The 14,215-nt window shown below is 50.6% G+C and carries 13 protein-coding genes and 1 other RNA gene; 8 read left to right on the forward strand and 6 right to left on the reverse strand.

Going from position 1 to position 14,215, the window contains the following annotated elements; genetic code table 11:
* Window positions 1-273: 273 nt before the first annotated feature.
* Together JW878_01560 and nadA are read right to left on the reverse strand one after the other, a co-directional pair.
* Window positions 274-759 (reverse strand): pyridoxamine 5'-phosphate oxidase family protein, encoded by a 486-nt coding sequence (locus tag JW878_01560; protein ID MBN1761752.1) that lies wholly within the window; start codon window positions 757-759, stop codon window positions 274-276.
* 217 nt (window positions 760-976) lie between these two features.
* Complete coding sequence (gene nadA, locus JW878_01565; protein ID MBN1761753.1) at window positions 977-1,897, reverse strand: quinolinate synthase NadA; 921 nt, start codon at window positions 1,895-1,897, stop codon at window positions 977-979.
* Window positions 1,898-1,978: 81 nt separating this feature from the next.
* Between nadA and JW878_01570 the strand changes: the two genes are divergently transcribed.
* On the forward strand, window positions 1,979-2,422 hold the full coding sequence (locus JW878_01570) for a DUF123 domain-containing protein (GenBank protein MBN1761754.1): 444 nt from the start codon (window positions 1,979-1,981) through the stop codon (window positions 2,420-2,422).
* Here JW878_01570 and JW878_01575 read toward each other — a convergent pair.
* Entirely contained in the window at window positions 2,374-3,189 is an 816-nt protein-coding gene (locus JW878_01575) for a tRNA (adenine-N1)-methyltransferase (protein ID MBN1761755.1), read from the reverse strand. The two genes, JW878_01570 and JW878_01575, sit on opposite strands and share 49 nt — an antisense overlap.
* A 158-nt stretch (window positions 3,190-3,347) precedes the next feature.
* Here JW878_01575 and JW878_01580 point away from each other — a divergent pair, with 158 nt between their 5' ends.
* The 3 genes from JW878_01580 to rnpB all read left to right on the forward strand — a co-directional run bounded on the left by JW878_01580 (window position 3,348) and on the right by rnpB (window position 6,434).
* Complete coding sequence (locus tag JW878_01580) at window positions 3,348-4,733, forward strand: TldD/PmbA family protein (protein MBN1761756.1); 1,386 nt, start codon at window positions 3,348-3,350, stop codon at window positions 4,731-4,733.
* 289 nt (window positions 4,734-5,022) lie between these two features.
* Window positions 5,023-6,108 carry a cell division protein FtsZ gene (gene ftsZ / locus JW878_01585; protein MBN1761757.1) on the forward strand — a complete coding sequence of 362 codons (1,086 nt, stop codon included), beginning with the start codon at window positions 5,023-5,025 and terminating at the stop codon, window positions 6,106-6,108.
* 51 nt (window positions 6,109-6,159) lie between these two features.
* An RNA gene (gene rnpB, locus JW878_01590) (RNase P RNA component) lies at window positions 6,160-6,434 on the forward strand.
* A 176-nt stretch (window positions 6,435-6,610) separates the two neighbouring features.
* Here rnpB and JW878_01595 read toward each other — a convergent pair.
* The 3 genes from JW878_01595 to JW878_01605 all read right to left on the reverse strand — a co-directional run bounded on the left by JW878_01595 (window position 6,611) and on the right by JW878_01605 (window position 9,136).
* Window positions 6,611-7,102, reverse strand: a complete 492-nt coding sequence (locus JW878_01595) for a hypothetical protein (GenBank protein MBN1761758.1) — start codon at window positions 7,100-7,102, stop codon at window positions 6,611-6,613.
* A gap of 194 nt (window positions 7,103-7,296) precedes the next feature.
* Window positions 7,297-8,217, reverse strand: a complete 921-nt coding sequence (locus JW878_01600; GenBank protein MBN1761759.1) for a ribonuclease Z — start codon at window positions 8,215-8,217, stop codon at window positions 7,297-7,299.
* A 61-nt stretch (window positions 8,218-8,278) separates the two neighbouring features.
* Complete coding sequence (locus JW878_01605) at window positions 8,279-9,136, reverse strand: hypothetical protein (protein MBN1761760.1); 858 nt, start codon at window positions 9,134-9,136, stop codon at window positions 8,279-8,281.
* 385 nt (window positions 9,137-9,521) lie between these two features.
* Between JW878_01605 and JW878_01610 the strand changes: the two genes are divergently transcribed.
* The 4 genes from JW878_01610 (at window position 9,522) to JW878_01625 (ending at window position 14,009) form a co-directional block, all read left to right on the forward strand.
* Complete coding sequence (locus JW878_01610) at window positions 9,522-9,929, forward strand: hypothetical protein (GenBank protein MBN1761761.1); 408 nt, start codon at window positions 9,522-9,524, stop codon at window positions 9,927-9,929.
* 134 nt (window positions 9,930-10,063) lie between these two features.
* Window positions 10,064-11,725 carry a 2-oxoacid:acceptor oxidoreductase subunit alpha gene (locus JW878_01615; GenBank protein MBN1761762.1) on the forward strand — a complete coding sequence of 554 codons (1,662 nt, stop codon included), beginning with the start codon at window positions 10,064-10,066 and terminating at the stop codon, window positions 11,723-11,725.
* A 2-nt stretch (window positions 11,726-11,727) separates the two neighbouring features.
* Complete coding sequence (locus JW878_01620; protein MBN1761763.1) at window positions 11,728-12,636, forward strand: 2-oxoacid ferredoxin oxidoreductase; 909 nt, start codon at window positions 11,728-11,730, stop codon at window positions 12,634-12,636.
* Entirely contained in the window at window positions 12,633-14,009 is a 1,377-nt protein-coding gene (locus tag JW878_01625) for a dihydrolipoyl dehydrogenase (protein MBN1761764.1), read from the forward strand. The genes JW878_01620 and JW878_01625 overlap by 4 nt, the downstream gene beginning before the upstream one ends.
* Window positions 14,010-14,215: the final 206 nt, after the last annotated feature.

Genomic DNA, 14,215 nt, shown 5'->3' on the forward strand with positions numbered 1-14,215 from the left:
ATCGCCTCCAGAAGCGATTCTCGGCCTGTTCCTGAAGGAGGACACGTAGCATGAGTAACGTCAAAAATATGAAACGAAATAATAATCGTACTCTACAACGAACGAAAAAAGAGAAATGCTTAAATAGCATGATGCTCTCACCGTGGTACAAGATAATAATTCACAAATGATAAAAAAGCGAGACGGAAAAAAATTATCGAAAAATGAAAACGAGAGGTATCGCTCACCTCGCGTTCACGGGTTACGAGTCCCTGGTCTTCTAAAACGGATTAGTTACCAAACTGCGGCGCCAGCAACCTTCTTTCCTGCGTCAGCACCCGGAGTAATTACATAAATCTCTCGTACATCAATGACCACTGCGGATTTCGGCGCTGCTTTGGCACCCTTCTGTCGAGTCATCGTTACTGCTTCATCGAATATCGCGCCAGACGTCTCGATTCGCGCCGTACCCTTAAATTGGTACCCCTTTTTGGTCTCGGGATCCCACACCGAAACCGCGATATGCGGATTGGTAAGTAAGTTCGTTTTGGTCTTATTCAAATAGAAATCGCCAAGTATGAGCTGGTTCTTTGAGAGTACTTTCGCATAGGCCATCGGAACGACATTTGGTATTCCCTCCTCGGTAGCCGTTGCTATCACCCAACTGTGCGTTTTTGCAATAACATCTTCCATCTCTTCTGTTATTTTCACTTCTTCTTCTCTCTTCTTCTCCTCAAGCTCGGCAACACGTCCAAAATGTGATTCTTTTTTAGCACTCATTTTTTTTCACCTCCTAGTTATTATATCACCTCACCCTACTCTGATAGGTACCTAAGGCCGCAAACTATATAAAAATTGCGCATAATGAGGGGTTGTAAATGAACTCAAGGCAGGGGCACTGGATCTTTTGTGCACCCGTCCTGACGCGTACTGCACACGGTGCTTCACGATCCCGAAGTGAGGCTAAGCGTTCGGAAACAGGCACACAAGAGACTAGTTAGTTAGATAAGGCGAGCATCCGCTCGATGGGTTTTCGCGCTTTCTCCATGATCTCGGGGGGTAGCACGACTTCGGGCTGCTCCTGCTCTAACGCTGTCTCTATCTTCTCCAACGTGCACATCTTCATCTGCGGGCAGACCGCAGTGCTAGAGACAGGATAAAATTTCTTGCCCGCCGCTTCTGTTTCCAGCCGATGCAAAAGTCCGATCTCAGTACCGATTATAAACTCCTCGTAATCCGATTCCTTAGCTATCTTTACCATACCACTGGTGGACGCGATGTAATCCGCTCGGTCCTGCACCTCAGGGACGCACTCGGGATGAACCAGTATCTTCGCCTTTGGATGCGCTTCCTTCGCCTTCACGAGGTCTTCGAGCGAGATTTGATGATGCGTCGGGCAATTGCCGTGCTCAGGCACGGGAATGATCTTCTTCGTCGTGCTCTTCTGCGCGTAATACGCCAGGTTGCGATCCGGCCCAAACAATATGATCTGAGCGTCCATTGCCCGAACGACTTCCCGCACGTTCGCCGAGGTGCAGATGCAGTCAGCAAGCGCCTTACTATCCGCAAGGGTGTTCACATACAGGAGCACGCTGGCATCGGGATGCGCGCGCTTCGCCGCACGGAGAAAGTCCTGTGGCAATTGCTGCGCCATCGGGCAGATCGCACAGACATCCGGATTAATAACTTTCTTATGAGGATTTAATATTGCTGCCGTCTCTGCCATGAAATCTACGCCGCAAAAGACGATTATATCCGCATTTGTATCCATTGCTTTCTGTGCAAGCTCTAAGGAATCCCCAACAAACTCCGCGATATCCTGCACCTCCGCTCGTTCGTAGTTATGCGCTAAAATAATCGCGTTCTTCTTCCCCTTTAGCTCCTCTATTCGCTCTTTCCCCATGACCGCACCACACATTATCCTAACGTTGATAATAAAAATACTATAAGGTTTCCTCACCTTCTTGAGATCAACAAATTAAGCAACGGGAAGGGCGCTATGAAAGGAACCTACGTGCTCATTATCGAGAACCATGTAGATACGGAGCTGAGAATAGGCAGAATAGGACATATACCGTTTAAAAAAGGCTTTTACGCCTATGTTGGCTCGGCACTTGCAGGCTTAGAGCAGCGGATAGGGAGGCACCGGCGCGACCTTGGCAACAACAAGAAGCTGCACTGGCACATCGATTATCTTCTCGCGAGCCCTGCAGTGGAGCTAAAGGAAGTGGTATGCGCGGAAACCGAGGCGCGAAAAGAATGCGAAATCGCCATGAACCTGAATCAGCAGTTAGAGTCCATTCCCAAATTTGGCTGCTCAGATTGCTCCTGTACCAGCCATCTGTTCTTCTGTAACGACGGGGCTGAACTCAAAGAGCGCGTTTACAGCAGCTTTCAGTCCGCAGCAGTAAATTTCCGCGCGACGAGGATAAAACCCGTATGAGCGACCATGCGGTGTTCCGGCCGTATACTTCTCCCTTTTACCTCCCAGCCGCGCATACTAAGCTCATGTATTCCTATAAGACGAAAGCTCTCCGCATACTTCAACTCCAGCCGTTTCGCAAGCTTATAGATCTGTAGCACCGTAGGGTTGTAGCAGAGGAGGATTCCACCGTTCCTTAGCGATCCGTCTATATGTTTCAGCGCTCGCCAGGGCTCTTGAAGGTCTAATACTATCCGGTCCAAATCGTGCTCCCCGATGCCTTCGTAAACGTCTTTATCCTTCACTACCAACTCGCCTGAACCGACTCTTCCCGCATTCGCTACCGCGTCGAAGAAGGTCTCTATGTTGCTCTGTGCGACCTCTGCGAAGTCCTTTCGCCGCTCGTATGAGATTACTTTTCCCGTTTGGCCAACAGCACGGAGCAACGCCATTGTCAGCGCTCCTGAGCCTATCCCCGCCTCCAACACCGTCGCACCGGGGAAGATGTCGGCAAGCATCAAAATAGCCGCGATGTCCTTTGGGTATATTATCTGCGAACCTTTCCGCATCTTCGCTATATACTCGGCCAGCGTCGGTCTGAAGACCAGGAACTTCTCACCGTAATTCGACTTCACCACGCTCCCGTCCTCCACCCCGATTATCTCGTCATGTACGATGGTGCCGTGGCGGAACGAGAACGAGGCCCCTGTTTTTAATGAAAGAGTATATCTCCGGCCTTTTCGGTCTAGCAGATGCACAAGCTCGCCTTCTTTCACGCGGTTTACCATGCTGTTTGTTTAAATATACGTCTTCCACTAATAATTAGGTGAAGGAGTTCACGCGATTAATCAATTTGATAGATTAATACCGCTTAATGGCTACTGCGACCACACACGCACGAATGCGCCTGTTGGCGACGTTATAGGGATAGGAGGAGAAAGTGGAAATGTTTGATATTATGCATAAAGGACTGAAACTGGCATTGCAAAGCTGCGACCAGGCAGAGATCTATGGAGAGCGAGGCGATGTAGTAAGCGTCGAGCTTGAACGCGAAGAAGTGAAGAAGGTGAAGCATGTAAAGAGCACGGGAATCGGCGTGCGCGTTGTCATTGCGAGCAAGATAGGTTTCGCTCATACGACGGCATTGGAAACGGTTGAACTAGAGGAGTGCGTGCTGCATGCGATAAAACAAGCGCGTGTCTCCGAGCCCGATGCCGATTTCGCTGGCTTGCCTGCACCCGCGGCAGAACAGTCAAAACGTTACAAAGAGCCTGAAAAGACGTTTGATCCACGGATAGTCGACCTTCTGGGCGGTGAGCGTGGGAGCGAGGATGCGATAACGTATTGCAAAGAGATGCTTGCAGGCATGAAAGAGCACAAGGTGAGGAAGGGTGTGGAATGCGCGCCGACGGAAGGGAGCTTCGCAGCGGGTTTTGACGAGAGCTTCCTTGTGAATTCGGAGGGTATTGAAACGCAGGATAGCGGCACGTACGTCTCCGCAGGGATAGCCGTCGTGGCGAGCGAGGGTCGCGGCGGTGAGGAAATTGCGGGCTACGAGAGCACGGTGAGTCGGATGCTCGATGATATCGACTTCCGGTGGATAGGCCGGGAGGCGGTGAAGCTAACCGTCGAGAGCTTAGGCGGCACGCAGATACAAACAAAGGCGCTGCCGGTCGTTTTCGCGCCGAGAGCAGTACAAAGCCTCTTCGCGTACACCCTGATTCCGCAACTGAGCGCCGAGAACGTGCAGCGGAAACAATCGCCCTATCACGGCAAAAAAGGCGAGACGGTGGCTTCCGAGATGCTCACCATTGTTGACGATGGCACGATGCCGTTAGGCGTTAACAGCCGGAGGATGGATGGCGAGGGCGTTCCTTCACAGCCAACGACTCTGGTGGAGAAAGGCGTGCTCAAGAATTTCCTCTACGATTCGTACACCGCCCACAAAGACGATGTGGAAAGCACCGGTAACGCGCTGAGGGGCTTTGACAGTTTACCAACGCCCGGCGCAACGAATTTCATTATAAAAGGAAGTACAGAAGGCAGAAACACCTCTAAAGATGAGATTATCGGCGAGCTACGGGACGGGCTCTTCGTTAACGACGTAATCGGTGCACATACCGCGTCACGGGCGTCCGGCGATTTTTCCGTCGTTGCGCAGAACGCTTTTGGCATTAAAAACGGCGATTTGTTCCCCGTTAAGCGTGCGATGATCGTCGGCAACATGCAAGAAGTAGTGAAAGCTGTAGCAATGCTTGGCGACGATCCGCGACAGATTTACAATCTCGTTTCACCGACCCTTATGGTGGCGGGTATGTACGTCATAGCATAACAATCCCCCGCGCTTCTTCCCCTACCGCTGTATCGCCACAGGTGTTGGTTGCACTGCACGATTACACGGTTGCAGTGGAAATTCTCTGCCATAGTAGCTATAACCACAGATAACACCTCCAAACGTGCATAATGTTATAATGCGCTTTCTTAGCCCTTTCATGGGTTCGCTGGGCAGGGATACCGAGTACCGTTCCAAGCGAAAAGTTTATATAACCCCTCCTGCATTAGAAGGAGATTACAAGATGTGGGAAAATAGCGAAAGAGATAAGGGGGATAAGATAGGAGATATGTTTGGATACTCGCAGGAGATAATGAAGGGACCAACAGATGATGAGTTGTTTGGAGTGCCGCAGTTAGCGATCGTTGGTGTCGGTGGAGCTGGTAACAATTCTATGAATCGGCTGGAATACTTGGGCGGGTTAACCGGCGTGAGCCGGATCGCTGTTAACACGGACAAGCTGCACCTGGATTCGATAAAATGTGAAAATAAGATCTTGATAGGGAAGTCACTTACTCGAGGTCTAGGCGCAGGAGGCTCTCCAGATATGGGACGGAAAGCCGCGGAATTGGACAAGGATAAGCTACGAGAGCTGGTAAAAGGTAAAAACTTCGTCTTCCTCACTGCAGGCATGGGTGGCGGTACGGGTACGGGCGCTGCACCCGTCGTTGCTGAGATCGCAAGGGAAGAAGGTGCAATCGTCGTTGCAATGGTCTCGTTTCCCTTTGAAGCGGAGCGGATACGGAGGAAAAGAGCTGCGGAAGGGATACAGCGATTGCGCGAGGCCACGGATACCGTGATCGTGCTGGAGAACGACAAGCTGATAAAGTACGCGGGCAATCTGCCGGTGAATGACGCCTTTAGAACGATGGATATGCTGATTGCGGAAACGATACAGGGTATAACAGAGACGATAACACAGCCGTCGTTGGTGAATCTCGACTTCGCGGACCTCAAAGCGGTAATGGAGGCAGGCGGCGTTGCCGTGATGCTCGTTGGTGCTACCGGTAAGTCGGAGAACAAGCCAGAAGCAGTTGTCGAAGAAGCACTCTGTCATCCGCTGTTAGAGGCGGACTATCGCGGTGCAAAAGGCGCGCTTATACACGTAACGGGCGGCTCGGACCTCACGATGAAGGAGACCAATGACATCGTCGAGTTACTGACCTACGAGCTGGATGCCGAGGCAAATGTGATCTGGGGCGCGCGAATTAACGATGATTACAACGGCAAGGCGAAGGTAACGGCGATAATGACCGGCGTGGAGCCGAAATGGACGTTCGGCGGGCTATACGAGGAGCGCACAGCGAGAGTAGGTCAATTGAATAGCGGTGAGAGTAGGGGTCTGGAAGACATTATTCCAATCATCAGACGATAAGCTAACTAACCGGAAAAGAATAAATCGTACTATCATACATAATAGTAGAGGGAGAGAGGAAGGGCAGCTGCCGGTCTCCTCGAGTTACTGAGGAGACTGAGGAAAGTCCCCCCACCAACCGTAAGTAAGGACACGAACGCCGAGAGGGCGTAAGGCGAGAGTCTTGGCTCTGGTATAGAAACGAGACCGTGCCATACCAACGTGATGATTCCGCAAGGAGGAAGTCGTATGGTGACGGCTGGAACGACCATCCTCGTGGGTGCAAGCCTGAGAAAGGCGCGTAGATAAATGCTGCCGAAACAGAAGGGGGCTTACTCTCCTCACTCCCGGTTAAACTGTCAGTAGAGACGAGAAAATAATCTCAACCACACCACGCTCGGACTGAAAGTCCGAGGCATCCACGAATCGTAGGAAGGGCTTTTACTTTTCTACAACATGCGCATCAGCTATTTTGTCATTTATCCCACATTATTTTGGTATTAATTAAATATGTCCAGACAAATTATCCATTTATCTCTTGTGTGATCAAGTCTGTCTTTTCATAAATTAATTTTTTATAACCTATGTTCTCCAAAAATGTGCTTGCTGTCTCATAATCGTATTTTAAAAATATTACCCCTACTATTGCCTCGAACACATTAGCATACAGGGGAAGAGACTTTTCTGGGTGCTCTTTTACACTAGGATTTGTAACATCAATATATCTACTAAGAGCAAGTTTTGATTCTCCAAATTCGCCTAAAACATCATTCATTTCAGAGCCTTTGTTAATCTCATGCATTTCACCCTGAAGTAGAGGCTCAGATTCCCTAAGTAATTCTTCATAAACCACCACTTTAAGAATTGCATCTCCCAATAATCCATATATTCTATAAGCTGGAGTTTTTTTCAGTATTAGTGTTGCCTTTTCTAATAAGTCATCATCTTCAAACTCGCCATTTTGTGGATCGATAAAATAAGCGATCCGTTTTCTCAATTCATCTAAATTGCTCATGTTACACACTATTCAATTCATACTTAAATAGTCTATCCCACATTATGTAGAAATCACATATCCCGTATTGAGTAATGGAGCCTTAACCATAAAAATTTGGTATAAAGCGTTATGTACCCGGTTTTAAGCATTTTTCCCTTTTTCTTGTCTACTACAACTAAGACATTTATCTCGGCAAACTTTCAGAAAAGAACTTATTCATCTCGATACCCAACCTCTATTGTCATCAGGTCGCTTGCCACATCGGTGTTCTCGAACACCTGTCGCGCTTCTTCCTTTAGCTTGCGTGCACCCTCTAAATCAGAGTATCGCGCGCTGAGATGCGTAAGAATAAGTTTTCTCACTTCCGCTTGCTTTGCCACCTCTGCCGCCTCCAAAGCGGTGGAATGCATGTAATCAATCGCGTATTCCTGCGTCTCTTCTGATAACGTGCTATCGTGTATGAGCAAATCCGCGTCCCTGCTCGCCTCGATCACGCTCTCGCAGGGTCTCGTATCGCCGGTATAAACAATCTTTCTGCCCTGTCTCGGCGGGCCTAAGACTTGCTCTGGTTGTATCTCCGTATCATCAACGATAACCGAACGCCCGGATTGCAGTCTGGCGAATAGCGGGCCGGGCTTTACGCCAAGCTCGATCGCCCGTTCTCGGTTAAACCTACCGGGGCGCATATCCTCTTCCAGCACATAGCCGATGCTCACCACGTTATGTTCCGTTTTTACCGTCCGTATCGTATAGCCGTTTCTGCGAACAACGTCGCCCGGTTGCAGTTCTATTGCTCTCACCTCGAAACTTCGGCCAGCATAGCCCAAAGCGAGCAGATGCTGCAGGAATTTATCCACGTATCGCGGGCCGTAGATTTCTAACGGCTCCTCTCGTCCCTGCAACGCCATCGTCTGTAACAGACCGGGTATGCCGAGCACGTGGTCGGCATGGAAATGCGTGATGAAGATCGCTGCGATCTTCATACCGGTCTTTGCGCGCATCATCTGTTGCTGCGCACCTTCACCGCAATCGAACAACAGCAACTCACCCTTCCTATTCATCGCTATCGCAGAGGGAGTCCTGTTCGGCGTTGGCGTCGAGCCTCCTGTTCCCAGAAATGTTATTCGCAGCATAAGTGAACCTTTTTAAAAAAGACACCGTCACTAAAGAAAAGTTTATCGTTAAAAACGTGCGTTATACGATCTCGACACCGTATTCCGCGCCGGTCATGGTGATTTCCCGTTTCAGCTCCTTGAGAAAAAGCGTAAAGAAATTGATAGCAGAATCAGCCCATGCCGCGAGTTCTTCAAGGGGAACTTCCAATGCGTTCTCTGATTCGTTCCGACTGGCCATCCCATACTGCTCTAGCGTCGCCCAATTCTCCTCGAGGTATTTGAACAGTGACGCCGACGCGAAATGAACGGGGACAAGGGGGTGCTGTGACGAAAGCTCAATAATCAATTGCCGCTCTCGTTCCACTTCCTCAGACGAAATGCCCGACCACTGTATTGCTTTCATCCGCGCTTCTTCGTGGACCGCGCCTTTCATCTCCGTGCTTAGCTCTTTAACGTCGTGCACGGCTAAATCCGCGTAGATTTCGCCTTGGGCGAGCTGGTGTTCAAGCATGTAGTGCAGCATAGACTTGGTTGCAGCCTTGAGATATGCCTCGTTCACGGCGATAACGGAAATCCAGAGGCCGTGAAGCGAATATCGGCGGTACATTGCCGTGCCGTAGTCTAACGAACCCGCCTGAGGTGCTAAGATAGAGGGCGTGAAAATAAGCGCTTTCGTTTTTAAGAGCACGATGTTCTGAAGGCGATCGCTGCCGATGAGTCGTTTGATCGTTTCTTCCTCGTCGGCGTTGAGCGAAACGTGCAGAGAAGCGGGGCGATCGCGGTATTGGTCGTAACAGTGAATAAGCTGAGTGATTCGATGCGGATCGAGCGTCTTGAGCGTTTCAGCTATTTCATCCGCTGCAGCTCGCAACCACGTACTATACGCCTCGTCATCTTTCCTTCGTAGCTCCTCCTCTCCACCCACCGGCGAGATCATTATGCATATAAATTGGAGCGGATGCTTTATAAACTGCGCTTTATAAACGTCCTCGGCCAACAAGTTCCTCTAGCGTCTCGTAGTCTTCCTGCGTGTGCACGACTAGATGAACGTCCCCGTCGAAAAATCGAAAACATGGCAGCTTCCCTGCTCAAATCCCTGCTTGATAAGCTCACAGTCCATCCCCATGCATGCGTACCTCGCTAAAAGATGATTTCCCACAGAGATAAAAACTGGCTCGGACGGCGTTTCAGACAGACACAAGATTTGGATTCCAAAAGGTACACTCACTATGAGTGGCGAGAACCTTCGCATAGAGTGGAAACCCTTAAATAGCGGCTGCGATAATGTAAAGAGAAGAACAGAATAGGTAGCGTGATCTAACATGGCAGTTCCTGCTCTGTGGCCGTATCATGCACTTCTCATGACGCTCGGATTCATACTGATGATGACTGGTATGCTCGTCGCACGGTATCTCAAGGCGCGATCGTGGTGGTTGAAGGCACATAAACCACTAGGGGTCCTTGGATCGCTATGTGCTCTTGCCGGACTTTTTACTGCCATCTTTATAGTATCCCAATCAACGGGAATCCATTTCAGAGTCCCCCACACCTATCTGGGTGCTATTACCTTCATTTTCGTTGCTATGACGCCCATACTGGGGTATGCCCAGTTAAAAGTCACGGATCGCCGAGCGACAATACGTGCGATCCATCGCTGGTCAGGTCGGATCACGGTGGTTCTGATGCTCATCACGCTACTGTCCGGAAGTGCACTGGTGGGTCTAATCTGATGTATGATTCCTCCATAAGTAAGGGCAGGATGAATACGAACCAACCGTGAAGTCCCCGTTGAAGCGGTGAGGGGCAGGGAGAGAACATCTGGAAAGGAGGAGGTATTTCATGATAAAGGTGGGAGGCAGAAATGATTGATATAACGATTCTGGTTTCGGGCGCTGCAGGTCAGGGAATTCAAACAATTGGAGATATTCTCGCGAGGACGACTTCAGGAGCCGGGTATTACGTCTTCTCATGGCAGGATTATGAATCGAGGATTCGTGGTGGCTCTAATAGCTACTGGGTACGCGTAAGCGATTTCTCGGCAAATTGTCCGCTCGTCAAGGCGGATGTATTCATGCCGCTGGATACCAAATCCAGAGAGAAATATCGTCCGTTGCTCAAGGAAGACGGGATCCTCGTCGACGAAGCGGAGACGGGCGATCGCGTGATAACCGTGCCCTTTTCAAGCAGAGCGCAAGAAGAGTTCGGGAACAAGCTGTTTGCGAACACGGTGGCAGCAGGCGCATTGACCGCAGTCCTGGGAATCGAGCTCGAAGCGCTCAACGCAGTCATATCAGATGAGTTCTCAAGGAAAGGGGCGGACGTAGTGAGCACGAATCTCTCAGCGGCAGCAGCGGGCTATACCTTAGCAAAGAAGCGCTGTAAGGGGATATGCCCCTGGATACTGCCGAACAGAGCGCAGAAGCAGTATCTCATTGCAGGAAATGAGGCATTAGCACTGGGCGCTGCGGCTGCCGGATGTCGCTTCATCGCCGCCTATCCCATGACTCCCTCGACAGGAATAATAACGTTCCTCGCAAAGCACAAGGATCGACTAAAGATATTCACCGAGCAGGCAGAGGACGAAATAGCAGCGATCAATATGGTGATCGGTGCCAGCTACGCCGGGGTACGGGCGATGACTGCTACCTCGGGGGGCGGCTTTGCCCTCATGGTGGAAGGAATCAGCCTTGCCGGGATGACCGAAACGCCCGTGGTCATCGTGCTGGGTCAGAGACCCGGGCCGGCAACTGGTCTGCCCACGAGAACGGAACAGGGCGACCTGCTGTTCGCAATCAATGCCGGTCATGGAGAATTTCCCAAACTTGTCTTTGCACCCTCGGACCCGCACGATGCCTTTCAGAAGATTGTCCGCGCGTTCAACCTAGCGGATAAATATCAGACCCCGGCCATTCTCCTGACTGACCAGTTCTTTGCGGATTCGCAGTGCACCTTCGAGGAGTTTGCACTCGATACAGTGGCAAATCAGTCCTACCTGGCTAATCCAAACGATGTGGAAGTTTATAAGCGGTATCGATTGACAGAGACGGGAATTTCGCCGCGACTCTATCCGGGGCAGAGTCAGCATCTGGTCTGCTGCGATAGCGATGAGCACGATGAAGACGGTCATATCACCGAAGACCTGGCGCTCAGGAACCGGATGGTGGAGAAACGGCTCAAGAAATTCGAACTCCTCAGAAAGGAGATACGGCCGCCGGAAGAGAACAATATTACCGATGCCGAGGACGTCTTTGTCAGTTGGGGTTCCTCGCGGAACGCCGTATTCGAGGCTGTGAATCTGCTCAGAGTGCAGGATGCTAAGGTAGGAGCTATTCATTTCACGGAACTCTGGCCGCTTCCAGAGTACGCATTTTCGGCGGAGAAGAACTACCACATCGTTGAAAGTAACGCGACCGGCCAACTCGGGCGATTGCTGCGGAGCGAGTATGGCTTGAAGATGACGAGCACGATAGCTCGCTATGACGGGTTGCCGTTAGATCATGAATACATAATGGAGGTGTTTGGTTGAGCATGGTTGAAGTAGAAGATTATCGGAGCGATGCGGAGAACCAGTGGTGTCCTGGCTGCCCGAATTTCGGGATACTGACTGCGCTGAAGCGAGCATTGGTAACGCTGGCTAAAGAACCTGAAGAGCTCTGTCTCGTTTCGGGCATCGGGCAAGCGGCAAAACTGCCACACTATTTGAAGTGCAATTTCTTCAATGGGCTTCACGGGAGAGCGCTCCCCGTTGCGACGGCCATTAACATTGTCAATCCGGAATTAACCACGGTCGTCGTGACCGGGGATGGTGATTGCTACGGTGAGGGCGGGAACCATTTCTTACACACGTTCCGCAGAAACCCGAACATAACGCTCATTGTGCACAATAATCAGATCTATGGACTCACAAAAGGCCAGGCTTCTCCAACGACCGATTCCGGCGATAAAACGAGACTTCAATTTGAGGGTGTGGAACTCGCGCCGCTGCAGCCGCTGGCACTAGCACTCCTACACGGATGCCCGTTTGTTGCCCGGGGATACGCACGAGAGATCGACCATTTGAGCGACCTATTCGTTGAGGCGCTTCGCTTTAAAGGGTTCTCGTATGTGGATGTGATTCAGCCCTGCATTACCTGGGGGACGCATCCGATCAGCTGGTATGAGGAACGGATCTATAAATTACCCCCTGAGTACAATCCCCACAATAAGGAAGAAGCGCTGAAAAGAGCAGCCGAAGGGCGCGATAGAATTCCTATTGGTATACTTTATCGAGATGAAAAACCGCAGAAACTCTTCGGCGATTATTTCAGAGCGGAGATCTTTGACGGTAAGTTAACTGAGCTCGGATTCCCCCAACAGCAGACAATTGCTGAGCTGATCGACCGGTTCAGAACGTATAAGGTGGAGCAAAGCAAAGGAAGGAAGGAGGTGATCGTATGAAGGAGTATGATGTGATCGTGGTCGGGTCCGGTGCGGGAATGCTCATTGTAGAGAGCGCTTTGTTGCAGGGTCTCACGGTCGCGTTGGTGGATAAAGGACCGCTGGGCGGCACGTGTCTGAACGTGGGCTGCATACCCTCGAAGATGCTGATCTATCCGGCAGATAGAATAGTGGAGATCCAGGAAGCCGCAAAGTTAGGGATCAATGCGGCAATTAGCTCGATTGATTGCGATGCGATCCTGGAGCGCATGAGGCGGACGGTACAGGAAGGCCAGGACCAGATGAGGGCTGGAATAAAGCGGACACGCAATTTGGATTTCTACGAGGCGGAAGGGCATTTTACCGACGATTACACTATGGAGGTCGCAGGAGAACAGCTAAAAGGGCGGAAGATTTATATCGTGTCCGGCGCGAGGCCGTCAATCCCACCGGTCAAGGGCCTCGACACCATTGACTATTTGACCAACGAAACGGTTCTGGGTCTTAAGAAGGCTCCAAAGAGCCTGATCATAATCGGCGGCGGCTACATCGCCGCGGAATACGGCCATTTCTTCGCCGCTATGGGCAGCGATGTGACCATCGTGCAGCGACGTGACCGTCTGGTACCTAATGAGGAGCCGGAGATAGCTGAGTTGTTAACCACTGAACTGATGAAGCGCATGAACGTGTACACCAACACCGAGGTATCCGAAGTGCGGAGAGAGACGGAGGGTTATGCGGTTATCGGCATGGATAAAATCACCGGAGAAGAGCAGCAATTCGTCGCGGATAAGGTTATGCTCGCGACCGGGAGGAGGTCGAATGCCGATCTCTTAGCGGTCGAAAGAACCGGTGTGGAAACCGACAAAAGAGGCTTCATAAACGTTAACGAGTATCTCGAAACGAGCAAAGCGAACATCTGGGCGGTGGGAGATGCGATTGGGAAGCACATGTTCCGACACGTGGCCAATCGTGAGGCGTTGGTGGCGTGGCACAACGCCAATCACACCGAAGCCGAGACAAAAGTGAAGATGGATTATCGCGCGGCGCCCCATGCAGTCTTCTCGCATCCACAGATTGCATCGGTCGGTCTGACCGAAGAAGAAGCTAAAAAAGGGCATGAGATCCAGGTGGGGAAAGCGTACTATTCAGAGGTGGCAAAGGGCGAAGCCATGATGGAAACAGACAGCTTTGCCAAGGCGATCGTGGATAGAGACAGCCAAAAAATACTCGGGTTTCATATTATCGGGCCGTACGCGCCGATACTCATCCAGGAGGTTGTTAATGTGATGGCGCAAGGTCAAGATTATATGGCACTTGCTCAGGGTATGCATATCCATCCCGCACTGCCTGAACTGATTCTGGCGACACTGAGAAACCTGCGAGAGCCGTGAGGTAAGGGTAGAAGAGAAGCTGAAAAAGTCTTTTAGTTTTCACTTCTTCCATGTAGCTTTGCTTCTCAGGTTCAGCTGGTTTGGATAGACGAAGACAATTTCAATTAGCACATTTCATCATAGTGTTAAGTAAACTTTGAAACTACCCGGTATAAAGTGATGCTGGTATGGCTTTGATCCCTCTATGATACCTTTTAGTGTTGAAC

The organism is Methanomicrobia archaeon (genome assembly GCA_016930255.1).
Classification (GTDB): domain Archaea; phylum Halobacteriota; class Syntropharchaeia; order Alkanophagales; family Methanospirareceae; genus JACGMN01.